Consider the following 25,419-nt stretch of genomic DNA (forward strand, 5'->3'; position numbering starts at 1 on the left):
TTGACTTAGGGGGAATGTTATGCGTAATTCAGGGGTGAATGTTGTGTCTGATTTGGGGAAGGATATTTTGCGTTATTGCGTGGAGAATTGAATCTGGAAATCGGTGTGTTTTTTTGGTGATTCCTCATCGCCTGATAATTCTTCTTTTGTTTTTAAGGAAAAATTGAACCCGTGATTATAAAGGATCTCACGTATGAGGGTTAGTCCAATACCCTGGCCATCTTTTTTTGTGCTGAAAAATGGTCTGAACAGATTTTGCGCAAGTTCATCATCAATGCCTTTACCGGTATCGGAAATGATAAGGATCTTTGAAACGGGATCCAGGCTGAAACTTATTTCCCCCGTTTCGTCGATAGACTCCACCGCATTTTTTATGATGTTGATCAGTACCTGTTCTATTTGTTGCTGGTCGGCCGAAATAAAAACGGGACCAACATTAGCCGGGTAAATAAAACGAATCTTTTTATCAACTGCGCGGGTTTCCATAAGTTTTGCTGTTGATATCAGAACCGACATAATATCGACCTGTTGTTTTTTGGGAGGCGGTAAACGAACAAGGTCTGCGAAATTCCGCATGAAAATATTGAGATTACTGTTTCTTTCAACTGCAATCTGCAATGCTTCACTCAATGGTGTAACCCCCTGTATTGATGTAATTTTGTTCAAAGCCGAATTCATGATTGAATTCACCGGCCCGATGGTATTGTTTACTTCATGAGCCATCATCCTGATCACTTTACCGTAGGCGTTTTTTTCGGCTTCAAGGATCTCTGCGGTTAACACTTCGATCATCACAAAAAACCGCGGGAAGCCGCGATCCATAAAATGTGATTTATGCACTTTATAGGTGGCAGCCGCCATTTTCACCGTAGCTGCTTCACCGGATTGCATATTGCTTAGCTTAATCATTACCGGGTGATCCAGCGCGTTGATGTCTTTATCAACCAGATTTTCCAGTCTGATTTGCAAGAGGGTCGCTGCCATAGGATTAACCTGTTCAATCCTGCCATCATAGTCCAGCACAAGGATACCCGTTGGTGAAGTATGGATCAGCTTTTCCAGGAAATAATGCTGTTCCTGTTGTTTGGTTCTTTCAACTCTTAGCTCTTCCATCATACGGTTATAAACTTTTATGAGTTTATCCATTTCATAACTTCCCGTTTCGAGGAAACTGGTATTGAAATCGCGGTCAGCTATAGCCTCGGCCCCCTGCACCAGCAGATTAAGCGGTCGGATAAGTTGCAGGTAAATTTGCCAGCATAGGTATATTGAGATCAGTATCACTGCCTCTGATACAAGGAATATCCACTTCTCATCAATGAAAACAAAATAGGAAAGTACCAGCGCGGCCAGGTGGATGAGGACAACGAACAATATATACTTAGTACTGATCTTCATTATTTAATCCTGCTCTTCGTCGTAGGGAATCTGAAACTTGTCCAGCCTCCGGTATAACGCGCTCCTGGTGAGACCAAGAGAAGCAGCAGCGCGCGAAACTTTTTTCTTATGAAATTCCATGGCTTTTTTTATCATCAGCACTTCCAGTTCTTCGAGGGTCAGCATTCCCACGTCGGGAAGCTGAACTGCACCCTTTTTGCCTGGTGATAGTTCCAGGTGCTTCTGGAAATCCGCGATTCCAAGTTCATCATTTTTGCTGACCAGAACAGTTCTTTCGACCAGGTTTTTTAATTGGCGGATATTTCCGGGCAGCTGAAGTTTTTGCAGCCACCTGATCGCGTCACGGTTAACCGTAAGAGCCGGCCTTTTATAGATTACCTTGAGGTTGGTGACAAAAAAATCAACCAGTCTTGGAATATCTGAAGCGCGCTCGCGAAGAGGCGGAACATGAAGGGTAATCAGGTTTATACGGTAAAGGAGGTCCTCCCGGAATGCACCTCTTGCAACCATTTCCTGCAGGTCCCTGTTGGTAGCGCTTACCACGCGCAAATCAACCGTTTTGCTGCGGCTGCTACCCAGCACTTCGAAGGTCCGATCCTGTAATACCCGCAGCAATTTCACCTGGCTTCCCGGATCCAGGTCACCTATCTCGTCCAGGAAGATGGTTCCCTTATTGGCCATCTCAAAGCGCCCTATCCGGTCAGTGCGTGCATCGGTAAACGCACCTCTTACGTGACCAAACATTTCGCTTTCAAATAATGACGTTGAGATACCTCCCAGGTTCACCTTCACAAATGGTTTGGAGAGCCGCGTACTGTTCTGGTGTATTGCCTCAGCGATCAGTTCCTTACCCGTTCCACTTTCTCCCATGATCAGTACTGAAGCATCAGTTGCTGCTACCCTGCCCGCTGTTTCCAGTAATTCAAGCATCTTCTCGTCTTCCCCGATAATATGCATCAGGTTATAGATGCTGTCAAGTTCTTTCCTTCCCGAACGGTTTTTGGACTGGGTCTGTAACTTTATATGGGTTTTGATTGATTGGAGCAGGTAATCGTTGGTCCAGGGTTTGGTTATAAAATCATTTGCGCCTTTTTTCATTCCTTCAACGGCCAGGTCAATGCTTCCCCATCCGGTGATGAGAATTACCGGAACCGCGGCATTTGCCTTCCGTATTTCAGTAAGTAGCTGCATCCCTTCCCTGCCCGATGTTTCAATGCTGAAATTAAGATCGAGTATGATCAGTGAAACCGGGTGTGAACCCAGATGCTCCAACGCTTCTGATTGTCTGCCAACAGCAACTGTTTCATAACCATTATCTCTAAGCAGTAACTCCAACGAAGTTCTAACGGCAATATCGTCGTCAATAATCAGGATCATAGTTGAGGGCAATATTAATAATTATTCTTCATGCAGTGCAACCGCGGGATTGATCGCGGCAGCCTGTCTGCCGGGGTAAAATGCACAGAACATTACGAGTATGTAAATAAATAACAATGATAGCAGCCATGCCATCAGGTAAACCCCGGAGGGGAGATCAAAAATATTCAACAGGGGAAACTGCACGGCAAAAAACGATCCAACGATCAGTGATAAGGTTGATAATACCAGGGCCTCACCCACCAGCTGTTTCGAGACAGCATTTCCACTTGCGCCCACTGCCCGTCTCAGTCCTATCTCACCGCGTCTCTTACTGATATTATACCACAACACGCCAAACAATCCGAGCGCAACGTTGATGATCAGGAACCCGGCAACAACCAGCAATATAACCATAGGCACCAGGGACAGGTTGTTCCGGCTTTCTCTTTTTTCTGCGAGATGTTCAATTTCAACGTTTGAATTTTTCAGGGCAGAAGCCATGGTTTTATGAAGCCTGCCTTCAAAATCAGCACCGGCATCCGGAGCCACCTTTATGATGATCCTGTTAAGCCACCTGAACCCACCGGTGTCTGCGCGGTGGAACATATCATATTCCACAGCCTGGAAATCGCCTTTGAATTTTGTGTCGGCTACAACCCCCACAATTTTATTCCGGCGCTCCTCACCGGAAACATCACCCAGATATTCACCTATTGCGGGTTTGGATCCGAAGATCCTTTCCTTTAGCGCAGAGTTGATGACAACAGCATAGTCCTTGGAACTCAGATCATCCTTAGTGAACCAACGGCCCTCCTTTATTTCAAGATTCAGCACATCATCATAGTCGTCTTCTGCCGTGTAACGGTTTACCGAGGGGATTGACTGTTTGTTAACCGTCAGATTTCCATTATTGGTAGACATGGAAAAAGGGACGTTGTTGCTTGTATAGGAAACACTTTTTATTTCAGGCATCGACTTCAACTGGTTCCTGATAGCCTCCCTGAACATAATAACACTATCGAGCCCGGTATTGTCTATTGAATTATTGTAATTGATTACCCAGACATTATTATAGTCGAAACCCATTGGCCGCCTGTAATTCTGATAATTATAGACCAGCAAAGTAAAAACCGCAAACACTACGAGGAACGAAGCGAGCATTTCCAGCATCAGCAGAAAGTTTTGCTTCTTTTTGTTCCAGATCATTTTGAACAGATGCCTTATCATGGCTGAAGATTTATTGATTATTAATTTGCTTTGAGCGCGGCAACAACATGAAGACGGGACATCCGCCACGCCGGATATACGCCTGATAAAAATCCAAAAACCAAACAACAGAGTATTCCGAGGAACAATACCTGGAAGTCAATCGTAAGCCTGATGTTCGGTATCAGGTTGCTTTGATTGATATAGGCAATGATTCCCCATGATAATAAGAGACCGATAAAACCGCCCAGGAAAGTCAGGATGATATTTTCAGTTATGAATTGGAACACCAGCGTTCCCGATGAAGCTCCAAAAGCTTTCCGGACGCCGATCTCTGACGACCTTTCCATGATCCTGCTGGTATTGATGTTTACGAGGTTGAGAGTAGGCAACAACATAAACAGAAAGGCGAACAAAGAAAGTATGATTATCAGTGTTCCTACGCCTGAATCCACACCATCTCCCAGGATCATTCGCGTATAGCTGGCAACATAGCTATCCGCATGACTGTAGATCTTATCGTATTCCTTACCTTTTGTGGGAAGTTTTGAAATAACGTCCTGGTATTCGTTTCTCATCTGGTCAAGATCTGATTCGGACCTGGCCAGCAGCACCGCTGTATAATCTGCACCTAATTCTTTGCTTTTGTAATCTCTCTTTGAAAGTGTATATGGCAGGTACATATCACCATAGGCATATAACATGGTGACAGGAACATCTTCCACAACACCGGTCACCCTGTACAATTCATTATCGGTTTCAATGTATTTGCCAACTGCCGGAACACCTTCGCCGAAATAATTGTCCCTGGTGTCGCGGGTAATTACCGCAACCTTATCAGCATTGTTGATCTGTTGGGCCACATACGGCTTGCCCTCAATAAAATCAAACTCCATTACATCCCAGAATAAATCGTTTGTGTATTTGACATTGATCACCAGTTTCTTGTTATTGATATACGTGTTGGTGGGACTGAACACTGATGCAATAGAGATTTTCTCTGGTGTTTTCATGGACTTCACGTAATTATCGAGGAAATAAAAGCTGGGTGGGCCCGTCATCCGATAACCGGTTTTTGCCTGGCGCTGATCCATGAGCATAATATACAGGCTCCGGTTCCTTTTGCGGTCCGGATAATCTGAACGGGCAATGTTGTTGATGAACGCGGCGAGTACAATAAGTATCGTCAGGGTAAAGCTGATGCCGAAAAGGCTTATGAAAGTGAAGAACTTGCGTCTTCTCAACACCGCAATCGCAATTTTAAAATAATTCTTAAGCATAAAAATTGTTGAAAGGTTGAAAGCAGAACGATTTACTGAACCTGGCTCCCATCAAATAACCTGATCAGGCGGTGTGTTCTTTTTGCCATGGACTCATCATGCGTGACCATAACAATGGTTGTGTTTCCGTCGCTGTTCAGTTGAAGCAGGATATTCATGATCTCGTTACCCATAGCGCTATCCAGGTTCCCGGTAGGCTCATCGGCGAGTATGATTTCCGGGTTACCGACTATTGCCCTGGCAATGGCCACCCGTTGTTTCTGACCGCCGGACAGTTGTGAAGGAAAATGCCGCATCCGGTTGCTCAGACCCACTTTTTCAAGAGCGCTTTTTGCCAGGTCGCGTCGCTCTTTTGCAGATGTATTCCTGTAAAGCAGTGGTAACTCAACATTATCTATCACGTTCAGGTCATTGATAAGATGATAGCTTTGAAAAATAAATCCAATCTTTTTGTTCCTGAACCGGGCCAGGTCTTTGTCGTTAAGCTTAGTGGTGTTTTGATCTGCAATTGTAACCATACCACTTGTGGGATTGTCAAGCAAACCCATAATATTAAGCAGGGTGCTTTTACCGCAGCCTGAAGGGCCCATGATAGAAACAAACTCTTTCTTTTCGATGTCCAGGTTTACCTGGTTCAGCGCCTGTGTTTGAACGGTGTCTGTCCGGTATACTTTTTCGATATTTCTTAGTGTTATCATATAATTGTGTTGTGATGGTTAGTGATTTATTTGATTCAGTATATGGTTGCTTAGCTAATTGATTCAGTATAGATGTTACTTAATTGTTTCGGTATATATGTTACTTAGTTAATAGTTCGGTATATAACCTCCGGTTTGAGTATTTCAATAGGTTATTTTCTGGTTTTTCTCAAAGTCATACAAAGAAAGATAACGCAGCTGATAGTAAGCACCCCAGAAGTCGCGCAGCGCGGCAATATAATCCCGTTTGCCCTGGTCCTTCTCCTGGAACGCAATACTGAGATCCGTAATACTAAGATTTCCGAGTACATATCTTTCCCGTGCAATGTTATATTTTTCAGAAGCTATGCTGTCCGCCTTTGCAGAAAGTGCAACCTGCCCTTTCATCATTTCATACAACGTTACCTGGGTAACAATTTCCTGTGTGAAGTTTTGCCTGTCCTGCTCAACGGTGTATTCGGCCAGCTTAAGATTTGCCTGCGCTGTTTTTGTTCTCGATTTTGATCTTCCCCAATCCATGATCGGGATGGTAAATTCAAGTTGAAGCAGCTGTTGATCCTGTGGTGACCGGTAAGCTTTTGGTATGGAGACACCTGCCTGGGAATAACCAAGCCTGGCTGTAAGAGCAGCGTTCAGGCCGTTATCTGCTTTTGCTTTGGTAAGATCTCTTTTTGCTTCTGCAATCTGCCGCATAAAGGCGATTGCGTCGGAGCGGTTGGCATAAGCTTCGGCCAGCACTTTCTCTGTTTCCACCGTCATGGTTGTTATCTCTGCAGGCAGAGCAAGTTTGATGCTTTTCACCGCATTCATACCTGTATAAGCTTTGAGGTTCAGCAGTGCTATTTCCATATCTCTTTTCGAAATACCGATCGATTTCTCTGCTTTTAATTGTTCGAGTTGCAGCTGGAGGATTTCGTTCTTGGAAATTTTGCCGATTTCCAGTTTCTCCATAGCTACGGCCATTATCTTTTTGGTATTCTCAAAGTTGGTTTTTGCAATGTCGAAATTCACCTGTGCGATCAACAGGTCGAAAAAATAATCAGTTGCAGAGATGGAAATGTTTTCCATCGATTCAATAAATGCCTGCCGGCTCTCATTGTATTTCAGGGGCTCAATCTTTCTATCCCATTTCAATGTATTGAACTGAAACAATGGCTGGCTGTACCCGATACCGAATGGAACTGAGTTGTACAATTGGGTCTTCCGGTCGAAATCATCAAATCGTTGCAGCTGTGTAGTACCGAAGATTGTTCCTCCTGTTGCAGCAATGCTTTGACTAAAGTTCAATTCGAGCGATGAGTTGTTGTTATGGATCGGTTGAAACAGGATCGTACCATCCGGCTGGACCACCTGGCTGAAAGTTTTGCTATAAGCCGGCACAGTGCCGCTTAACAATAGTTGGGGTTGGTAATTCGAACGATACACGCGATATTCCCAGTACTTTGTTTCTTTACGTGTAGATGCCTGTTTGGATTCTATCGACTTCGCTTTAGCCATTGAAACAATCTGATCGAGTGATAACTCAACCTCCACTGAATCTGTTTGTGCATGAAGCGAAAGGTTAGATAATAATGCACAGACAAGCAATCTCAAAGTGCCGGCGAACAACACGGGTTTATATAAAATCATTTTCATCTCAGGCAATTATTCAGTGATGGTGATCTCATTTACATTTTTGAACCGGGTCATATCAGAAATAATGACTTTATCGCCCGGCTTTACATTATCCTTCAACTCGATGAAATCAAAATTGGACATGCCGGTATTCACTTTTCTCCGCAGCGCTTTACCTTTTTCAACAATGAAAACATCCTGCGGGGAGCTCCCTTTGAAGGCCGCGCCGTTGGAGACACGCATAACATTGTTTTTGGATGAGGTCACCAGGAACACGTCAACCTTGAGATTGGGTCGCAGCAGCTTTGTAGCCTGGCTGTCTGGCTTCACATCAAACTGAACGATGTTATTCTGAACAGAAGGATAAATGTGAGACACATGGCCGCGAAGTTGGGTTTCATTGATCTTAATGATGGCGACCATCCCTTCCTGCAGGTCGTTCATATAATTGTCAGATATGCTGCCGGTTATTTTGAACCCTGACAGATCTGCGATCCTGGCCAGGGGTTCACCTTCACTCACCTGGGCGCCTATGTTTTTATTTATCCAGGTGATCACTCCAGGCCGGGTTGTAAGTATGTCTGCATTACTTAACTTTCTTTCAAGCTCTGCAACTGAACTTTGCTGAATCGCAGCCTCAATCTCTGACTCACGCATTTCAACCTGCATGGTCTGCTGTTTGCTTTTGATCTCATTTTCGAGTTGTTGTTTTTCAAGTCTTGCAACCTTGAGATTAAGTTCCGCTTTGTCGATATCTTCCTGAGTGCCACCGCCGGCTTTGTATAAACGTTTTGCATTTTCAACTTCAGCGAGCAAACTGTTTATACGAAGTTGTTTTATATCGTTATTGGATTTTATATCATAGAAGCTTTTTTCAAGCTCAAGTTTCAGCTTCCTGATATTGTTCTTTTTTGATTCCAGCTGGAATTTTTGTTTTTCCAGTTCGTTCGCGGTAGCAGATTTGTCAAGCGCCAGTATCGACTCACCGGCGTTCACTGGGCTCCCGGCATTTTTGATCACGTTTTTTATAGAAGCAACGATGGGACTGCTGATGATTTCTTCGAATTCAGGCACCACCTCACCGGAAGCATTGAGCGTATTTTCAATGGTGCCCATTTCAACAATGGCTGTACTGAAGCCCGAAGGAGCAATAGAAGCCGAGAACCCGGTTCGAAGGAGAAAGATGACCGCAGCTATTATGAGAACGGTAATCAGCACTGAAAACACCAATCGTTTCTTTTTCTTACTGTTAACCTGCTGTTCAATATCGATGTCCATTATAAAGCGTATTTGCCTCAAATGGTTCCAATCGAAATGCCAGAGTCAATAAGTTGAAAGACAGCGTTTTAAGCGATATCGCAAGGAAAAATTTGTCCGATATCGGACAAACTGTTTGTAATCGGAATAAGAAAATCTGTTTTGGAAGAAGAATAACTTCAGCACCCGGAAATCAGTAGCTTAAGACCACAATAGCAAATTCCCTGTTATTTGTACTGTCATCTTGCTTTAAATTGTTATCCGAACAATTCTGAACTCAAATACCTGTCGCCCCGGTCGCAGCAAATGAAAACGATGACGCCTGAGTCAAGCTCTTCGCTTAATTTCAAGGCAGCAGAAAGTGCGCCTCCACTGCTCATCCCGGCGAAAATTCCTTCCTCCCTGGCCAGCCGGCGGGTAAACATTGTCGCATCTTTTTGAGAGATATCCATCACACGGTCAACCCGCGATGGATCAAAGATTTTTGGCAAATATGCCTCCGGCCACCGCCTTATCCCGGGGATAGAGGATTCTTCCGTTGGCTGGCACCCAATGATCTGGATATCAGGGTTCTTTTCTTTGAGAAACATCGACGTACCCATGATGGTGCCGGTAGTACCCATTGAACTTACAAAGTGAGTAATTCCGCCATTTGTGTCACGCCAGATTTCCGGCCCGGTTGATTTATAATGTGCCAGATAATTATCGGGATTGGCAAACTGGTTAAGCATAAAATATTTGCCCGTGGCAGCCTGTTGCTCCGCGTAGTCGCGACAGACCTCCATGTTATCGAGTAGGACCACTTTGGCTCCAAATGCCTCCATAGAAAGGACTCTTTCTCTTGTAGAGGTGGAAGGCATAATCAGTTCAATTTTCAGGTCAAACAGATTCGCGATCAGCGCCATCGCTATACCGGTATTGCCGCTGGTGGCTTCGATAAGCGTGATATCTTTATTGATTTCTCCCCTTTCAACAGCACTCCTGATCATATTCAGTGCCGGCCGGTCCTTTACACTTCCGCCTGGATTATTGCCTTCGAGCTTTGCAAAAATTTTGACCCGGGGATTTTTATTCAGTTTTAAGATTTCGACTATCGGGGTATTTCCAACAGTATCCAGGACACTTGCCATGTAGTTAATTTAATATTTTGTTTTCCGCTACGACGATCTCAGGGTTGTGATAGACCAGCGAACCGGGTGGAACACTCCGGGTTAACCAAACATTGCCGCCCACGATACTGTGATGCCCGACAACGGTATCGCCACCAAGGATCGTGGCACCTGCATATAAAATTACATGGTCCTCCACGGTGGGATGCCGCTTGGTATTGGCCATACTTTTATCAACACTCAGTGCACCAAGCGTTACTCCCTGGTACATTTTAACGTGGTTGCCGATCTTTGCTGTTTCTCCAACCACAGAGCCAGTGCCATGATCGATGAAACAATATTCACCGATCTCCGCCGCAGGATGTATATCAATACCCGTGCGGCAATGTGCAAACTCACTCAATATCCTCGGCAGCAGAGGCACATCCAGTTTCAGTAACTTATGCGCAATCCGGTAAAAGGCTAATGTGTAAAAACCCGGATACGCCCTGATCACTTCAAACTCATTTTTTGCCGCCGGATCACCATTCATAATTGCATCAATATCGGTATTGAGTAACCGAAGCAGTTCCGGCACATGTTCGAAGAAACGTTTTACCACGAACCTGTTATTACAATCGACGCAGGCAGTAGTGGCATTCAATATATCAAGCAACTCGTTTTCGAGTTTCGTGAATGCATAGCTCATCTCTTCAACCGAACTGAATTTGTTGGTCGACATTTCAGGGTATAACAAATGAATCAACCGGGTTGCCCATCCCGCAATCACATCATTGGAGGGTACCGATTCCTTGTCCTGTTGACGCGCAAGAAGTTCTAAAAGAAAGTTCTTATCCAAAAGCGATATTTTTTAATATGATACCAAACGCAGCAAACACAGGGTCATTCAGGCATTAAAAATAAGTCAGATTTTGTTGAATTTTAAGGTTTTGCTGTTAAAGAGCATACAAATCTACTGAAATGGTGGATTTCTGTTGATGAAATTACAATGCATAAATGATTGCCAGGTTATCCGGCTAACTAAGTGAGGGCCTGGTTGGTAATAAAGAAACGGCGCCCGGCGAAGCGGAAGGCCATGGCTTTGGATCATGCACACAGGATAAGCGCGACAAAAACAGACGCTGGCCATTGGAGAAACCGGGATAAAAATTATTTAGAAGATCCTTTTGAATATTCCTGCGTTCAGGCCGGCACTCATCAGGTGAAGTTTTCCATATCCAACGCCTGTTACCGGGATGTTGAGATAAGGCTCAATGCGTAACGAGAAATGTTGGGGAAGCTTTAAAGCGTAACCACCAGTGAGCCGAAGTTCAGCAAAGAAGTTTTTTGACGAATTTTTGTATGGATAATAATGAGTACCACGGGAACCTGAACCATATTGATAAACCATTTCATATTCTTCTTTTTTCATGATATAAGAAGAGAAGCCCCCGGTTACAAAAAAGTTTGATTTGTACGTGTTTGTAATATCATATTTCACGCTGAATGGAATCTCAAACATTTTACAGTCGCCATCAACAGACACAACGGTTGTGTTGGGACCCAGGCGGAGCCCGCTTTTGTCGAAGTATTTGCCATCAGTATAATAAGACTTTTTCTCAACGATAAACCCAACTTCAACACTCCACTTCCTTGAGAAAGTGTATCCTGCTAATCCACCAAAGTGATAGCCGATATCCGAGGTTTTCTGGAAGCTGACGGTGGTCAGATCCAATCCCCCAATGGTTCCGACATAAAAGTTTTTGGTTTTGATCTTTTGTTTTTTTATCGGGCCAGGCTCGAGCTTTGTCAGTTGCGGCATTGCGATCTGACTGGGGTCAGGTGAGTTCGTGGATGCAGCCAGGCCAAGTTTTGTATATGGTGAGATTAATGCACTTACCGTTCCGGCATCATTGCCTGCTGCTGAAGGATCTGTGATACCGGGCTCGTTAATTTGCTTACTGGTCGCGAATGCAGTTGCTCCCCCACCCTTCGTTCCTGGCGCAGCCGGAAGATTCCCCGGCAAGCTTCCGGTTGTTCCTTGTTGGCTTTGCCCTTGTGCGGCGATATTTCTTTCTCCGGGAGCCTTACCAGACTTGTTTCCTTTTTTATTTGCATTTGCCTCCCTGTTATCGCTTAATTCTTTTGGAAGGTCTCCTCCCTCAGTATCGTTACCGTCTTCAATATCGTTTCCTTCTTTAATAGCGTTTGCTTCTGCAGATGCATCTAGTTTGTCCCGGACGACTCCTTCGTTGGTTGCAACTCCATTATCATTAGTGTTAACACCTTCAACAATCTTTGCATCTCCGGTAGCGTTATCTTTCGTAGCATCAATAGTCTTCTTTGCAGCATTTTCTTTCTCATTACTGTTTCTGTCATCGACAGCCGGAACTGGATTTCTAAGGGCTTCGGTGTTTATCTCCGCACTGTTAAGAGAAACCAGTCGCCTCAACGCACCGGGTTTCACTGTTTCCATAAGCAAGAAGCCAAGAGGCAACAATATGAGCAGCCAGGTATATCTTCTGTAAGTTTTCTTTACCGGAGGTTCAGGAACCTGCTCCTGCGCGAGACCCTGTGCCACCTTGTTCCAGTCAGGGGTTCCCGTGTTCAGCGGATACTCATCCGCCGCCTTACGGAACAGCTCATCCATATCGTCCTTCAGATGTTGCATACCCTAACCTGCTCATTTTTTTTAATAATGTTCTGTAAAATCACCCTTGCTTTGGAAAGATTTGACTTTGATGTGCCAATGGAAATTCCCAGCAACTCCGATATTTCTTTATGAGTAAATCCATCCACTACATAGAGGTTAAAAACTGCCCGGTATCCCGGTGGAAGTTTCTTGATTTCTTTTATCAATTCCTTATACAATAAATGCTGATCAGAGGACTGGGACTTATCCTGGCTTTCCCAGACATGCTCTGAGATCTCGCCTATTTCAGGCATAAAATTATTCTGGCGAAGATGGTCAATAGCTGTATTCACCATGATCATCCGCATCCATCCCATCAGGAGCATCTGTACGTTTACATCTTGTTTGAATTCAAATTTGTGCAGGTTGCGGAAAATTTTAATGAAGCCATCGTTCACGATATCCACAGCTTTGTCGTAGTGGTATATATAGCGGAAAACAGTTTTAAGGCAATAGCCATAAAACTGCTCATAGAGGATCTTCTGATCTCTATGGTTATTAAGAACGCAGTTTAAAATGATCTCTTTTAAATTTTCCAATTGGTAACCTCAGATTGTAACAAAATACGATAATATTCATGGATGGTTGCCTGGGCGAACCAAAAAAACAATTACGCATTCATTGGATGGACTGACAGCATTTTTGACGCTGCCTGGGATAAAAAAACATGGATCCGGGGTGATTATCAAGGCAACCCTTCGCAAATATTGCCGTTTTAACTATCAAACGATCATTCAAACCGTTTGATCGTATCAATCACCTATAAAATCACCAAAGAATGTTGAAAAAATCCGTGTTTGCTTTCGCTGCACTATGTCTCACCCTGGCAAGCTGCAGCTCAGACTCTGAAGACATGCTGAATGATCCCACGCCTAACACCTGCGACACCACTACAGTCACTTATTCGGCAACCATTACTCCCCTGATCACGAAACATGGTTGTTTAAGTTGTCACAGTGGTACGGCTCCGGTTGGCGGGTTTGTTCTTACCAGCTATAACGCTGTAAAGGCAAAGGTCAATGACGGCCGGCTCCTCGGAGCTATTTCTCATGCAAATGGTTTCAGCCCCATGCCACAGGGTGGAAACAAGATGCCTGAATGTGATATCAACCAATTCAGGGCATGGATCAACCGGGGTGCCTTAAACAACTAAGATGCAAAGGTCGAAAAAAACCGCGTTGTTTATTATAATCTTCCTGGTACTTGGGTTAGCATTAACGGCTTACTTCATGTATAACCGGGAGAACCCAGACCAGGTGTCAAAAACTCCTGATCATACCGTCACGGCAAATGACCTGCTAACGGCATTTGAGAAGGATGCTGCTTCTGCCTCTGCAAAATACATCGACAAGATCATCAGGTTTTCGGGCACGATAAAAACCGTTGACACGTCGGGATCGGTGACCATCGGTTCGGCAGAAAACCCAGGGGAGATCATCGTAGCCATTGATCCCCGATACAAGAAAACACTGGCAGGGCGAACAACATCAGAAGCAGTAGTTATCCAGGGTATCTGTGCCAGTTATTCAAAGGATGAAGCTTCAGCGGATGATATGCTGTCCGGACTCGGTGCAACGCTCAGGTTCCGGGCAGGAGGAATCAAAGACATACAAAAATAATTTACCGATGAAATCAAAGGTAGCAATCGTACTCGCAGGTTTTATCCTCGCCGGATCTTTGGCTCATGCTCAGGACAGGTACTTCACCAAAACTGGTACCATCAGTTTTTTTGCCAGTACAGATCTTGAAAATGTCGAAGCCACCAATAAGATAGTAACTGCTGTGCTTGATATAAAATCAGGAGCCATTCAATTTTCGGCACCTATGAAAGCATTCGAGTTCAGGAAAGGTTTGATGCAGGAACACTTCAACGAAAATTACGTCGAAAGTGATAAATATCCGAATTCAACCTTCAAGGGAAAAATAACAAACAATGCTGACATAAATTATACCAAACCGGGCAGCTATGATGCAAACGTAGAGGGCGACCTTACCATACATGGCGTCACTAAACCTATATCTACCAAAGCAAAAATGAAGATATCAGAAAAAAATATCGAGGCACAAACCACCTTCAATCTTTTAGTGGCAGATTATAAAATATCCATCCCATCATTGGTGGCCGATAAGATTTCAAAAACCGTCAGAACAGACGTAATGATCAGGCTCGAACCATATAACCGTTAATGACAACCTATGCAGCACCAAATCAAACCTATGAGCAGGCACATTTCTTCCAAAAGACCTATACCCCGGAAAAATTCAGATCAAACCAATAAGCCAGTGTTGAGATGCGTTTTTTATTTGCTGCTTGCCCTTTCCGTAAATATCAATGTTTATAGCCAGGATGATGATCTTCTGAAAGGCATTGCCGACAGTACGAAATCGCGTGAATATGTTACCGGTGCATATAAGTCAACACGGGTTATTATGTCTCAAAGCCTGGAGATGCTGAAGCCCGGCGTATTGGATTTCCGCATCCTTCACCGGTTTGGTAATGTGAACCAGGGTATTTCAGAGTTTTTTGGACTGGACGAAGCAACGATCAGGCTTGGTCTCGATTATGGAATTACGAAAGATCTGACCGTGGGGATCGGTCGTGCCAGTTTTCACAAAGAGGTAGATGGATTTTTGAAGTACCGCGCATTACAACAGTCTGTTGGTTCTGTAAACGTTCCTGTTTCGTTGGTGTTTGTAGGAGGTATGACGATGATAGGTGAATCATGGAGCTCAAAGGATCCGGAGCCCGAATTCAAGCACCGGCTTGGATATTATTTTCAGGCTATCATCGGGAGGAAGTTTAATGAGACGTTGACACTACAAGTGAATCCAACTTACCTTCATCGCAACCTCGTACCGACAGCTGAGGATCCAAACGATGTTTTTGCCGCAGGCCTTGGTGGAAGATTAAAACTGTCCAAACGCGTTTCGCTGAACGTTGACTACTATTATGTTTTTAACCAGCCAGTCAGCTACGAATTCCATAACCCCTTTTCCATTGGCTTTGATATCGAAACCGGCGGGCACGTGTTCCAGCTTCATTTCACAAATGCCGCAGGCATGAATGAAAAAGTTTTCCTTACCGAGACCTTCAACGATTGGCTCGATGGAGACATCCAGTTTGGCTTCAACATCTCAAGATCGTTTCAACTGGGTAGAAAGAAAAAATAGCTGTTACTGTTTTATTTCAATTGACGACTAATCTCAAGGTGGCTTTCTCAATATGCCACTAAAGCTTCCGTTCATTTAAAATTCGGACTATGAGATTAGTATTCATCTTGCTATCTGCCCTGCTATTATTAAGTTGTTTCAGATCCGGTCACCATCGCGTTATTACAGGAACAGCAATTACCGGCTGGGATGGGATAACAGTCATCAAAGCATTCCAGGAAAAATTTTCAAACAAGGTCGAGGTTCACATCATGATGCGTCCGGAAATGAAAAATAATATTTCGATTCGCTGGCACACTATTGATAGTGATCATAAGATCCGACATTATAAGTCAGCGCTCAAAGAAGGCAGACCGGTGGGCATTAAGATTGCGGTCACCCCGGGTTCGGAGATCAGTGAAATCCGTATCACCGGCTATGAAAAGGTTGCAGCATGATTGAAATGGTTGTTTAAGACAACCATCTTATATTTGAATCATGAGCAAATGCCTGCTATATATCCCCCTTTTCTTGTTCCATTTCACTAGTCTCAAAGCCCAGTTTCTGACTGATTCCATTTTGATAGAAGGTCGTTACAGAAGTTTCCATTATAATAAACCAGCCAATCCGCAACCCGGCGGCAGCCTGTTGTTCCTCATGCATGGTTCCGGAGGTTCCGGATCAGATATGGCGAAGTCCAGTACCAAACTGCAGGCAAAGTCTGCCGAAGAAAAACTCCTCATTGTTTATCCTGACGGGTACCAGCATTTCTGGAACGAATGTCGTCGCTATTCTACCGCCCGGGCGAACCAGGAAGATGTGAATGAACAGGCATTTTTCCAGGCAATGATCAATTATTTTGATAGCCTTTACCAGGTTGATAAAAACAAGGTTTTCGCTGCCGGTATGTCCGGGGGTGGGCATATGGCGTACAAACTAGGGTTAACAATGCCAGGTCAAATTCAAGCCATAGCTGCGATTATTGCTAATCTGCCAGACTCGGCATCTATGGACTGCGTACCCTCGGGCAAAGCCTTGCCTGTGATGATTGTGAATGGCACGCTCGATGAGGTTAACCCCTATAATGGCGGTGAGATGTTTGTAAACAAATCAAGTTTTGGCGTGGTGCAGAGCACCGAAAAAAGTTTTGAGTATTGGGCCCGCCTCGCCGGCTATACAGGAAAGCCGGTGAAAAAGTTATTGCCGGATGTTGATCCTGAGGACAAAAAGCGGATCGAATCTTACACTTTCAAGTCCCCGAACAAACCCGAAGTCACCCTGCTAAAAGTGATCGGCGGACATCATGATTATCCGAACGACATTGACGTCTTTCTGTACATCTGGAATTTTTTCAAAAGATCTGCCACCAATACCAGGCCTCAGGCAAATGCATCCGGGGCCTAAGTCATAGTTTCGAGGGCACCAGGCCATTGACTTCTTGCTTGAATCACAAGCCCGGGCATCAGGCATATTTAGTAACTTGGATGATATGAAATCTCCAAAGTCTTTAATCCTGTCTTTAGGAATGCTGATCAGCCTGCTCCAGGTATATATTCCGGGTGTCGGTCAGCAAAACAAGGTAATCCTGGCGATTTTTGCGCATCCCGATGATGAATCAACCGTTTCGCCTGTGCTGGCAAAATATGCCGCATCGGGAGCTGCCGTGTACATTGCAGTAGCTACGGACGGCCGTTATGGTTTCACCCCGCATTTTGGTATGCGTGATCCGGACAGCCTTGCCACTGTCCGGGCTGAAGAGCTCAATTGCCTGGCTACCACGCTTGGAATCAACAAGCCGATCATCATGGGTTTGCATGACCAGATGCGCATGAAGGAAGGAATGGATAGCCTGAGCAGCCAGCTTGCAAAAATGCGCAGCAGTATAACCATGTTATTTAACGATCTCAAACCCGACCTGGTCATTACGTGGGGTTCTTCCGGGTTAACCGGTCATCCTGATCATCGTAGTGTAAGTGACGTAGTGACCGAAGTTTTTGCGATGAAGAAATGGGCCAAACCAACCAATTTATATTATACCGAGGTCCCCACCGGATCGATAGCCCAGGGGGGAATGTATGTGGCTACTGTCGACAGTTCCTACCTCAATATCCGAGTTCCCGTTTCCCAGGCAGAAATGCAGAAAGCCAGGACGGCCTGGGATTGTCATAAAAGTCAGTACACGAAAGAAGGGATCGATCAATTACAGAAAATGTTCTGGAACACAAAAAACGGCACCTTCTTTTTCCGGTCCTATCGGGGAACCGAATCAAAGCAAAACGGACTGTTCAATGAAAACAGGTAACCAATTACGCCAATACTTATAATTATTCACAAATTCCGCGTTTTATTTCCACTTGTCCATAACCAGTTTTTTCTTGGCTTCAAACTCCTCCTGGCTGATCAGTTTACTATCGAGCAGTCCCTTAAGTTCTTTCAACTCTGCAACAAGTTTGGATTTGTCGGCTACTGCTGCCCCGGCCAGGCTCATGCTGTCGAGTTTTGCCTTTAATGAATTGTTCTCTTTTAATACTGCGGCCAGTGAATCTCTCAATGGAGCGATCGGTGCCGCCAGCAGAGAAGAGGTGGAATCCCGGCTCGCCCTTATCGAATCTATAATTACAGGCAGTTTCTCTGGATCGAAATCCTTCAGTAACACCTTGTCCTTTATGGTTGTGTACACTCCATAATATAACTTTTGATCTTTGGATACGGAATCCAGCTGGAGTGACAAGGCGCTATAAGCTTTGGTCAAAGAATCGATCTGGGCATCCTTGGGGTCGACTTTCTTTTTTTTCTGACCGAAAGCCTGGGTGACGACAAATAGAAGTGCTAGGAGAATAATACTTTTCATAACGGTTGTTGTTATTAGGTGTAAAGAAAATACTTGCGATATAAGACAATGTACCTAATCTGATAACAGTTAAGAAATCGGCTCAGTGATTAACCGTTAAATACATTGATAATCGATGAGTTAAAAGAGCATCTTTCCAAAAAAAAAAAGCAGGCCGCGCAACATTGACAGCCTGTTTCATCCGGATAGTTTCTCACCGTTTGGATGTTCTTAAATCAAATCACATGCTTCTGCCATTCATGGAAGAGTATTCCATAACAATCGGTTGCAAAACCGGAAAAATGTTGCACAATATCATCTTTAACATCAAACACTGAATTACAATCAACGGACTTGTCGTAAGATTTACATAACAACAGTTCTCCGGTTTCGGTTACGAGCAGACTTATCAGCACCCGGATCCGCTCTCCGATATACATCAGGCTGCCAGTAATAATGAAATCAGCACCAAGCACCTTCCCCGCCTCAAGAATGTTCTCCCGGATTTTTGCTTTCATTTCGAGGGAATAGTAACCAACCACTGAAATGTCATGAAAACTTAAAAGCCCTTCGCAAAGCAATTCTTTAAGCATCAGGACTATTTCGTTGTTCCCTTCTCTTTGTGTACTAACCCTGAATGGGAAAATAGCCACCAGCGGCTTGTAAGCTGGCTCCAACATTACGGGTAATACTTCGTCGATGGGTTTAGCCGTTCCACTTTCGCAAAACTCGGGTACATAACAACCCTTGGGAATATGGATAATGATGGGATCATAAATACCCTGCGTAAGATAATAATCATTTAAGGCTCTCCTGAGCCTCCCTGCATGGATCCTGACTATGGAATTTCCGTTCGGATTAAAGTCCCTTGAGCGGTGAAGAACGTGTATTGCAATAGCATATTCTTTAATCTGGCTTTCTTTTTTATGAATTGTTTCATAAATAATAAACTCAAGAAATCTGCTTAGCACGGGGGAGTTGACAAAAATGGAAAAACTAAGGATGCGCTTGGCTTGCTGGGTGATGGCTTCTACTGAAAATTCAGTTTTCGTTTCCATGATAAATTGTTAAGTGGTGTGGAAGCTATAGATATAGCTATTACGTAGCTTCATAAGAAATGCTCTGCTCCCGTTGTTTTTTTTGGCAATAACACGGGCAAGGTTGGATATTTTGGCAAAGAACTGACGCATCGGATTCAGAATTGGTTTTACCTTCACATCGACAGAAACGCAAGCGGATTTGTATACGTCTAATCCTATAGCATTTTGGTGCTTTCATTCACTCCCGGCACAGACGACACTTTCTGTAAAATTGACACAAGTATTCATCAGATAGTTTTGAGGTTGGTTAGTAAGCAATGGTTATCAGACTTTAAAATGATAAATATCAGATAGGTTGTCTGATGCATTGATTTCACTTAAATCATCGAAATTTTGTTACACTCAATCCAGGAAGAAAAAAGCCTTTTAATGGAAATGGTTTCGGGCAGTGAGATAGCCTTTGAGAAAATTTACCATTTGTATAGCCCGCGCTTATTTGCAAAATTGATAAGGCTCGTCAAGGTTGAATCCCAGGCAAAAGAGATCCTACAGGATGTGTTTCTTAAGTTATGGGAACACCGAAGTTTTATTGACCCTGAAAAATCATTTCGATCTTACCTGTTTAAGATTGCCGAGAATAAAATTTATGATTTCTTCAGAAAAGCAGCGAGGGAGAAAACTATTGAATCGAATCTGCTTGCTTTGGCAACTGTTGATCAGTGTGTAACCGTTGAAAACACAGCCGATCGCAATCACCTGGTAATGCTCAGGCAGGCGATTGAATTGCTTCCACCCCAACGTCGACAGGTTATCCGGCTGTGCAAGCTCGATGCCAAAAGTTATAAAGAAGTGAGCGAAATGCTGGGCATCAGCGTGTCAACTATCAGTGACCATATTGTCAAAGGCACAAAATCCATCAGGGATCATTTTGATAAAAATAGCTGATTCACTCATCGTCCGGAAAATGCTTTTAAAAAGTAATCCATCCGCTGTTTGAAATAAAGAAGCGAAATAATTCCCGCGGCTGAGCAGAGGAAAACCTGGAAACGATCGTAATAGCTAGTGACCTTTCTCAAAGTATGCAGGATTTATTCAGAAGATACCTTAATGATCAGTGTTCGCCTGAGGAAGTAAGCCGTTTTTTAAGCTACTTTCGGAACAGACTGAATGAGCCGGAACTAAGGGAACTTATCAGGGAGTCGTTGGATGATAACGACATCGACGATGGAGGAAACCGGGGATACCCTGGTCATGATCATAACTTTGCACAGATCAGGAGGGAAATGATAATGGGGATAGATAATGCAGCGTATTCTGACAGACGGAATATTGCCCGTGTTGGCATAGCCGCCGCGGTAGTTGTGGGCGGACTGTCGATATGCAGTTCGTTCACAAAAACAACAAACAAAAAAGACACCGCAAAGGTCAGTCTGCCCGAACACCTTTCAGCCCGATCCCTACAAGCTCATAGATAACTGTGACTTTCATCAGAACATGAAATCACAATCGACATCTGCTCAAAACAGCTAATAACTTAATCAGTTTTCTCATATACAGTTAGTTTTGGTTTAGGGGGTGTTTCTACATCCCCTTTTTTTAAAGTTCATTGCGTGGGCCACCAGGCAGGTTTAATGGAGATTCGCCGTTTCAACCCTTTGCTTTCAAACAACGGATGCTTTTGTTCAACTATTGCATTTCATCATACTTCAACGACTTGCTTTTATCCTGATGTACTATTTGTAGCGAGTTATATCAGTGATTTTTATAGTAGCCTGGCTCTGTTGTTAAACCGGCAGTTTAACAGTGAATTACCCCTAATAATAGATCGTGAATAAAAATGATTACTAGTATTGTCTTTTAATTTCTCAGGCAGTTTAATATTCATCTAATGATCCCCCAAGCTTTGAATACTGCACAATTCGCCAAGTATAAAGAAACCATCGAGATGTTATATCAGGTGGATGATGATTTCAGAACTCTTTGTGATGATTACCTCACCAGCAAAATGGGACTTGAGGAGTTCAAAGAAAAATCAATCGAAGACAGGCAAAGGGAGCTCGAATATAAACGCCTGTCAAGGGAGCTTGAAAAAGAGATAGTAGAGTATGTGACCAAAAGAACTTAGCGAATTGGATTGAGTTACCTGAAGGTATAAACAGTTTTTGTCCTGCTGTTCAATTTAGACAGATATCATGGTTAGAGGTTAAAGGTGACATGGCATTCTCACACCAAAATTTAATTCAATGACTAACATGAAGCAAACACAACCACTAATGAAAATTGCAGTTTTTGCAGTAATCATGCTATCGGCATTTCTTCAACCCCTGCAGGCCCAGGAAGAAGAAACAGAGAAAAAGACGATGGACATCTATGGTTTTATCATGGCGGATTTAGGCTATAATTTCGACCAGATACACCCTGATTGGTTTGACGTTGTACGGCCTACAAAACTCCCTGCGTATAAAAATCAGTATGGCGCAGATGGAAACTTTTTTGCTTCAGTTCGCCAGACGAGACTTGGTTTTAAAAACTATTTTCAGACAGGTCTCGGAGAGCTGAGAACACAGTTTGAATTTGAAATGTTTGGAACCGGTGTCGACGCGGGGCAAACAACCATCCGTCTGAGACATGCTTATGCCGAACTTGGCAAATTTGGTGTAGGTCAATACTGGAGCCCTTTCATGGACATTGATGTGTTCCCCAATACCGTAGAATATTGGGGACCCACCGGAATGGCATTCTTCCGGAATGTACAGGTGAGATTCATGCCCATCCAGGGAGATACCCGTCTGACCATTGCGTTGGAAAGGCCGGGGGCGAGTGCTGACCAGGGAGTTTATGCAAGTCGCGTTGAACTTCAGGGTGTGGTTCCCCGTTTTTCGCTTCCTGATTTATCAGCTGAATACCGGCACGCAGGTAAGTGGGGTTATGTTGAATTAGCCGGTATAGCCAGGAGAATTGAGTGGGAAGATCAGAACACTGATCCCCTGGATCTGTCCGGAGATGCGCTTGGCTGGGGTCTTAACTTAAGTACCAATCTGAAAATTGGCAAGAAAGATGTGTTCAGGGGAGCCGTAGTATATGGTGAAGGAATTCAAAACTACATGAACGACGCTCCGGTTGACGTCGGAATTAAAAACAATTTTTCAAATCCAACCACGCCTGTAGAGGGCGTAGCACTACCGATGATAGGTGTTACTGCCTTCCTCGATCATACCTGGAGCGAAAAGTTCAGCACCGCTATCGGCTGGTCAATGATCGATATTGACAATTCAGACGGGCAAACACCCGACGCGTTCAAGAAAGGCAATTATATAGTCGGGAACCTCATGTACTACCCCGTCGCAAACGCCATGATGGGTGTGGAATTTCAATATGGCGACCGCGAAAACTACAGTGATGGATGGAATACTTCCATTACAAAAGTCCAGTTCTCATTCAAATACAATTTCACACAATCCTTCTACAAAAAATAGACTTCTACCAGCGCAGCGTGTTCTTCACTATATAATATCATTAACCGTTTCTTAAAATAGCGAATCATGAAAAAGTTAATTTACGTTGTTGCTCTGTTCTTGCTGACTTCAACGTCCCAGGCCCAGCTTCCAAGAATTATCATCTTAGCTACAGGAGGAACAATTGCCGGGGCAGGTGCTTCAGCTGACCGTGCGGGTTATACTGCGGGAAAAATTCCGGTTGAAGACCTGATTGGCTCCATACCTACCGTCAAAAAAATTGCCAACATAACCGGCGAGCAAATTGCATCGGTCGGCAGCCAGGATATGACTGTAGAGATCTGGAAAAAACTAGCTATTCGTGCTAATGAAATTTTTAAAAATAATGAAGCAGATGGAATTGTTGTAACACACGGCACAGACACACAGGAAGAAACAGGATATTTCCTCGACCTGGTACTTACTTCAGATAAGCCTGTTGTGCTTACCGGATCTATGCGCGCTTCCACTGCTATCAGTGCAGACGGACCAAAAAATCTTTATGATGCTATTACCATTGCTGCCAATCCTAAAAGCAAAGGAAGAGGAGTACTGGTTAGTTTTAACGAGGGTATTTTCGATGCCAGGGATGTAATGAAGTTAAGCACTACAAAAACAAACGCATTTGGATCTCCTAATACCGGCCCGGTAGGCCAGGCTTATGATGGCAGAGTAGAATATTACTCCACCTCTACCCGGGAAGTGAACCCCACTCAACCGATCGTACTCACACCCGACACCAAACTGCCTAGGGTAGATATCGTGTATATGTATGCTGATGCTCCCGCTGATGTGCTGGATTTCCTGATCAGTAAAAAAGTTGATGGGATAGTGATTGCAGGCGTCGGAAATGGCAACTTCAACAAAGCTTATACAGATGCCGTAAAACGCGCAGTCGCTGCAAACATTATTGTTTGCCGTGCAAGCCGCACACCTTCAGGAAGAGTTGTACTACACGATGAAGTAAACGATGATCAATTAGGAACCATTGTTTCAGATGATCTTACTCCTCAAAAGGCCAGGGTACTGCTGATGTTAGGATTAACCAGGAGCAAAGATAGAAAGCAACTCCAGGAGCTTTTCTTTAAATATTAATACGTCGTGAGGTGTTGGTTCTTCTTATAGGATCGGCCGCTGGCGATGATAGCCCGGTTGTCTATTCGACGAATAGTTTTTTATGAAGACAAAAATAAAATGAAATGTACAAGATAAAAATTTACCAACTGGTATCGGTGCTTTCGCTGCTTCTTTGCATCCAATGTTTACAAGCTCAAACCCGTACCGAAAAAGATCTGCTGGGCGAAAAGCAGATACCTGCAGATGCATACTATGGAGTACAAACCATGAGGGCACTCGAGAACTTCCAGGTTAGCGGGGTAAAGACCAACTTCTATCCGGATTATGTGCGTGCCTATGCAATGGTAAAACTTGCAGCCGCCCGGGCGAACACCGAGGTCGGTACCATGAAAAAAGAAAGACTTGTCGGCATTGAGAAGGCATGCCTGGCCGTGATGGACGGCAAATATCATGACCAGTTTCTGACTGATCTATACCAGGGAGGAGCAGGAACATCAGCAAATATGAATGCTAATGAAGTGTTGGCAAACATTGCGCTGGAGATGATGGGCCATAAAAAAGGAGAATACCAATACATTGAACCGCATGATGACCTCAATATGGGGCAGTCCACAAACGACGTGTACCCAACTACTATTCACGTAGCGTTGTTACTACATAACGACAAACTGATAGCAGGGGCCAAATCCCTGGCTGAAGGCTTCCACAAAAAGGGAGACGAGTTTAAAAGCCTTTTGAAAATGGGTCGTACTGAAGGCCAGGACGCCGTACCAATGACGCTGGGCCAGGAATTCCATGCATTCGGTTCACAGCTCGATGCGGCGATAGAAATTCTCCGTAAAACCGAAGAGTATTTTTATGAAGAAAACATGGGCGCCACAGCAATTGGAACGGGCTTGACTGCCACTCCCGGTTATGCTGAAAAATGTGCAGTACATCTTGCTAAGATCACCGGCAAACCCATGCACCTGGCAAAGGACCTGATCGCCGCCACAAGCAGCATGCAGTCATTTGTGATGTACTCCGCAGCATTGAAAAACTTTGCCGTGGCGTTATCTAAAATAAGCAGTGATCTGATCTTCCTTGCATCCGGTCCACGTACAGGAATCTTTGAGATTAACCTGCCAGCTCTTCAACCCGGCTCTTCCATCATGCCGGGAAAAGTAAATCCCGTAATGCCCGAACTGATGAATAACGTGTGCTTCAAAGTTATCGGCAATGACGTAACTGTAACGA

26 protein-coding genes are annotated in these 25,419 nt (G+C 44.1%); 13 read left to right on the forward strand and 13 right to left on the reverse strand.

Features of this window, described 5'->3' with window-relative positions; all coding sequences use genetic code 11:
• Positions 1–72: 72 nt before the first annotated feature.
• From ACX0G7_RS15990 to ACX0G7_RS16040, 11 genes are all read right to left on the reverse strand, one after another.
• Positions 73–1,398: a sensor histidine kinase gene (locus ACX0G7_RS15990; protein ID WP_458924507.1), complete on the reverse strand. Its 1,326-nt coding sequence runs from the start codon at positions 1,396–1,398 to the stop codon at positions 73–75.
• Between the two features lie 3 nt (positions 1,399–1,401).
• Positions 1,402–2,775, reverse strand: a complete 1,374-nt coding sequence (locus tag ACX0G7_RS15995) for a sigma-54-dependent transcriptional regulator (protein WP_458924508.1) — start codon at positions 2,773–2,775, stop codon at positions 1,402–1,404.
• A gap of 21 nt (positions 2,776–2,796) precedes the next feature.
• Positions 2,797–3,984 carry an ABC transporter permease gene (locus tag ACX0G7_RS16000; protein ID WP_458924509.1) on the reverse strand — a complete coding sequence of 396 codons (1,188 nt, stop codon included), beginning with the start codon at positions 3,982–3,984 and terminating at the stop codon, positions 2,797–2,799.
• A 20-nt stretch (positions 3,985–4,004) separates the two neighbouring features.
• The gene (locus ACX0G7_RS16005) at positions 4,005–5,243 is read right to left on the reverse strand and encodes an ABC transporter permease (RefSeq protein ID WP_458924510.1); all 1,239 of its coding nucleotides are present in this window, start codon (positions 5,241–5,243) and stop codon (positions 4,005–4,007) included.
• Between the two features lie 32 nt (positions 5,244–5,275).
• The gene (locus ACX0G7_RS16010) at positions 5,276–5,941 is read right to left on the reverse strand and encodes an ABC transporter ATP-binding protein (RefSeq protein ID WP_458924511.1); all 666 of its coding nucleotides are present in this window, start codon (positions 5,939–5,941) and stop codon (positions 5,276–5,278) included.
• Between the two features lie 144 nt (positions 5,942–6,085).
• Positions 6,086–7,576, reverse strand: coding sequence for a TolC family protein (locus ACX0G7_RS16015; protein ID WP_458924512.1), 1,491 nt, complete (start codon positions 7,574–7,576; stop codon positions 6,086–6,088).
• A gap of 9 nt (positions 7,577–7,585) precedes the next feature.
• Positions 7,586–8,833, reverse strand: coding sequence for an efflux RND transporter periplasmic adaptor subunit (locus ACX0G7_RS16020; protein WP_458924513.1), 1,248 nt, complete (start codon positions 8,831–8,833; stop codon positions 7,586–7,588).
• A 236-nt stretch (positions 8,834–9,069) separates the two neighbouring features.
• Entirely contained in the window at positions 9,070–9,942 is an 873-nt protein-coding gene (gene cysM, locus ACX0G7_RS16025) for a cysteine synthase CysM (protein ID WP_458924514.1), read from the reverse strand.
• A gap of 4 nt (positions 9,943–9,946) precedes the next feature.
• Positions 9,947–10,759, reverse strand: coding sequence for a serine O-acetyltransferase EpsC (gene epsC / locus ACX0G7_RS16030; RefSeq protein WP_458924515.1), 813 nt, complete (start codon positions 10,757–10,759; stop codon positions 9,947–9,949).
• 315 nt (positions 10,760–11,074) lie between these two features.
• Positions 11,075–12,571 (reverse strand): outer membrane beta-barrel protein, encoded by a 1,497-nt coding sequence (locus ACX0G7_RS16035; protein WP_458924516.1) that lies wholly within the window; start codon positions 12,569–12,571, stop codon positions 11,075–11,077.
• On the reverse strand, positions 12,559–13,131 hold the full coding sequence (locus ACX0G7_RS16040; RefSeq protein WP_458924517.1) for an RNA polymerase sigma factor: 573 nt from the start codon (positions 13,129–13,131) through the stop codon (positions 12,559–12,561). The genes ACX0G7_RS16035 and ACX0G7_RS16040 overlap by 13 nt, the downstream gene beginning before the upstream one ends.
• A 239-nt stretch (positions 13,132–13,370) precedes the next feature.
• On the opposite strand from ACX0G7_RS16040, the gene ACX0G7_RS16045 reads away from it, so the two are divergent.
• From ACX0G7_RS16045 to ACX0G7_RS16075, 7 genes are all read left to right on the forward strand, one after another.
• Entirely contained in the window at positions 13,371–13,745 is a 375-nt protein-coding gene (locus ACX0G7_RS16045; RefSeq protein ID WP_458924518.1) for a hypothetical protein, read from the forward strand.
• Position 13,746: 1 nt separating this feature from the next.
• Positions 13,747–14,211: an OB-fold protein gene (locus ACX0G7_RS16050; RefSeq protein WP_458924519.1), complete on the forward strand. Its 465-nt coding sequence runs from the start codon at positions 13,747–13,749 to the stop codon at positions 14,209–14,211.
• A gap of 7 nt (positions 14,212–14,218) precedes the next feature.
• Positions 14,219–14,779 (forward strand): YceI family protein, encoded by a 561-nt coding sequence (locus ACX0G7_RS16055; protein WP_458924520.1) that lies wholly within the window; start codon positions 14,219–14,221, stop codon positions 14,777–14,779.
• A 30-nt stretch (positions 14,780–14,809) separates the two neighbouring features.
• The gene (locus ACX0G7_RS16060; protein ID WP_458924521.1) at positions 14,810–15,763 is read left to right on the forward strand and encodes a DUF5777 family beta-barrel protein; all 954 of its coding nucleotides are present in this window, start codon (positions 14,810–14,812) and stop codon (positions 15,761–15,763) included.
• Between the two features lie 89 nt (positions 15,764–15,852).
• A complete protein-coding gene (locus ACX0G7_RS16065) occupies positions 15,853–16,200 on the forward strand; it encodes a hypothetical protein (RefSeq protein ID WP_458924522.1) in 348 nt (115 codons plus the stop codon).
• A gap of 40 nt (positions 16,201–16,240) precedes the next feature.
• Positions 16,241–17,146, forward strand: a complete 906-nt coding sequence (locus ACX0G7_RS16070) for a CE1 family esterase (protein WP_458924523.1) — start codon at positions 16,241–16,243, stop codon at positions 17,144–17,146.
• Positions 17,147–17,231: 85 nt separating this feature from the next.
• Positions 17,232–18,044, forward strand: coding sequence for a PIG-L deacetylase family protein (locus tag ACX0G7_RS16075; RefSeq protein ID WP_458924524.1), 813 nt, complete (start codon positions 17,232–17,234; stop codon positions 18,042–18,044).
• Positions 18,045–18,086: 42 nt separating this feature from the next.
• On the opposite strand, the gene ACX0G7_RS16080 is transcribed toward ACX0G7_RS16075, so the two are convergent.
• Together ACX0G7_RS16080 and ACX0G7_RS16085 are read right to left on the reverse strand one after the other, a co-directional pair.
• Positions 18,087–18,593, reverse strand: coding sequence for an SHOCT domain-containing protein (locus ACX0G7_RS16080; RefSeq protein WP_458924525.1), 507 nt, complete (start codon positions 18,591–18,593; stop codon positions 18,087–18,089).
• A gap of 215 nt (positions 18,594–18,808) precedes the next feature.
• On the reverse strand, positions 18,809–19,630 hold the full coding sequence (locus ACX0G7_RS16085) for a hypothetical protein (protein ID WP_458924526.1): 822 nt from the start codon (positions 19,628–19,630) through the stop codon (positions 18,809–18,811).
• Positions 19,631–20,005: 375 nt separating this feature from the next.
• On the opposite strand from ACX0G7_RS16085, the gene ACX0G7_RS16090 reads away from it, so the two are divergent.
• From ACX0G7_RS16090 to ACX0G7_RS16115, 6 genes are all read left to right on the forward strand, one after another.
• Complete coding sequence (locus ACX0G7_RS16090) at positions 20,006–20,557, forward strand: RNA polymerase sigma factor (RefSeq protein ID WP_458924527.1); 552 nt, start codon at positions 20,006–20,008, stop codon at positions 20,555–20,557.
• A 134-nt stretch (positions 20,558–20,691) separates the two neighbouring features.
• Positions 20,692–21,087: a hypothetical protein gene (locus tag ACX0G7_RS16095; RefSeq protein ID WP_458924528.1), complete on the forward strand. Its 396-nt coding sequence runs from the start codon at positions 20,692–20,694 to the stop codon at positions 21,085–21,087.
• Positions 21,088–21,500: 413 nt separating this feature from the next.
• Complete coding sequence (locus ACX0G7_RS16100) at positions 21,501–21,737, forward strand: hypothetical protein (protein WP_458924529.1); 237 nt, start codon at positions 21,501–21,503, stop codon at positions 21,735–21,737.
• 148 nt (positions 21,738–21,885) lie between these two features.
• Positions 21,886–23,088, forward strand: coding sequence for a DcaP family trimeric outer membrane transporter (locus ACX0G7_RS16105; protein WP_458924530.1), 1,203 nt, complete (start codon positions 21,886–21,888; stop codon positions 23,086–23,088).
• A 66-nt stretch (positions 23,089–23,154) separates the two neighbouring features.
• The gene (locus ACX0G7_RS16110; RefSeq protein ID WP_458924531.1) at positions 23,155–24,201 is read left to right on the forward strand and encodes a type II asparaginase; all 1,047 of its coding nucleotides are present in this window, start codon (positions 23,155–23,157) and stop codon (positions 24,199–24,201) included.
• A gap of 104 nt (positions 24,202–24,305) precedes the next feature.
• Positions 24,306–25,419 (forward strand): aspartate ammonia-lyase (locus ACX0G7_RS16115; RefSeq protein WP_458924532.1); only part of this gene is annotated, 1,114 nt, incomplete at its 3' end.

The organism is Flavitalea antarctica (assembly GCF_054461535.1).

Excerpts from the sequence above, each read along its gene's own strand:
- ACX0G7_RS16105 (WP_458924530.1), top strand. The coding sequence starts at position 21,886 with ATGAAAATTGCAGTTTTTGCAGTAATCATGCTATCGGCATTTCTTCAA.
- ACX0G7_RS16055 (WP_458924520.1), top strand. The coding sequence starts at position 14,219 with ATGAAATCAAAGGTAGCAATCGTACTCGCAGGTTTTATCCTCGCCGGA.
- ACX0G7_RS16005 (WP_458924510.1), bottom strand. The coding sequence starts at position 5,243 with ATGCTTAAGAATTATTTTAAAATTGCGATTGCGGTGTTGAGAAGACGC.
- ACX0G7_RS16000 (WP_458924509.1), bottom strand. The coding sequence starts at position 3,984 with ATGATAAGGCATCTGTTCAAAATGATCTGGAACAAAAAGAAGCAAAAC.
- ACX0G7_RS16085 (WP_458924526.1), bottom strand. The coding sequence starts at position 19,630 with ATGGAAACGAAAACTGAATTTTCAGTAGAAGCCATCACCCAGCAAGCC.
- cysM (WP_458924514.1), bottom strand. The coding sequence starts at position 9,942 with ATGGCAAGTGTCCTGGATACTGTTGGAAATACCCCGATAGTCGAAATC.
- ACX0G7_RS16080 (WP_458924525.1), bottom strand. The coding sequence starts at position 18,593 with ATGAAAAGTATTATTCTCCTAGCACTTCTATTTGTCGTCACCCAGGCT.
- ACX0G7_RS16110 (WP_458924531.1), top strand. The coding sequence starts at position 23,155 with ATGAAAAAGTTAATTTACGTTGTTGCTCTGTTCTTGCTGACTTCAACG.
- ACX0G7_RS15995 (WP_458924508.1), bottom strand. The coding sequence starts at position 2,775 with ATGATCCTGATTATTGACGACGATATTGCCGTTAGAACTTCGTTGGAG.
- ACX0G7_RS15990 (WP_458924507.1), bottom strand. The coding sequence starts at position 1,398 with ATGAAGATCAGTACTAAGTATATATTGTTCGTTGTCCTCATCCACCTG.
- ACX0G7_RS16020 (WP_458924513.1), bottom strand. The coding sequence starts at position 8,833 with ATGGACATCGATATTGAACAGCAGGTTAACAGTAAGAAAAAGAAACGA.
- ACX0G7_RS16065 (WP_458924522.1), top strand. The coding sequence starts at position 15,853 with ATGAGATTAGTATTCATCTTGCTATCTGCCCTGCTATTATTAAGTTGT.
- ACX0G7_RS16100 (WP_458924529.1), top strand. The coding sequence starts at position 21,501 with ATGATCCCCCAAGCTTTGAATACTGCACAATTCGCCAAGTATAAAGAA.
- ACX0G7_RS16070 (WP_458924523.1), top strand. The coding sequence starts at position 16,241 with ATGAGCAAATGCCTGCTATATATCCCCCTTTTCTTGTTCCATTTCACT.
- ACX0G7_RS16075 (WP_458924524.1), top strand. The coding sequence starts at position 17,232 with ATGAAATCTCCAAAGTCTTTAATCCTGTCTTTAGGAATGCTGATCAGC.
- ACX0G7_RS16035 (WP_458924516.1), bottom strand. The coding sequence starts at position 12,571 with ATGCAACATCTGAAGGACGATATGGATGAGCTGTTCCGTAAGGCGGCG.
- ACX0G7_RS16060 (WP_458924521.1), top strand. The coding sequence starts at position 14,810 with ATGAGCAGGCACATTTCTTCCAAAAGACCTATACCCCGGAAAAATTCA.
- ACX0G7_RS16015 (WP_458924512.1), bottom strand. The coding sequence starts at position 7,576 with ATGAAAATGATTTTATATAAACCCGTGTTGTTCGCCGGCACTTTGAGA.
- ACX0G7_RS16010 (WP_458924511.1), bottom strand. The coding sequence starts at position 5,941 with ATGATAACACTAAGAAATATCGAAAAAGTATACCGGACAGACACCGTT.
- ACX0G7_RS16045 (WP_458924518.1), top strand. The coding sequence starts at position 13,371 with ATGTTGAAAAAATCCGTGTTTGCTTTCGCTGCACTATGTCTCACCCTG.
- ACX0G7_RS16095 (WP_458924528.1), top strand. The coding sequence starts at position 20,692 with ATGCAGGATTTATTCAGAAGATACCTTAATGATCAGTGTTCGCCTGAG.
- ACX0G7_RS16050 (WP_458924519.1), top strand. The coding sequence starts at position 13,747 with ATGCAAAGGTCGAAAAAAACCGCGTTGTTTATTATAATCTTCCTGGTA.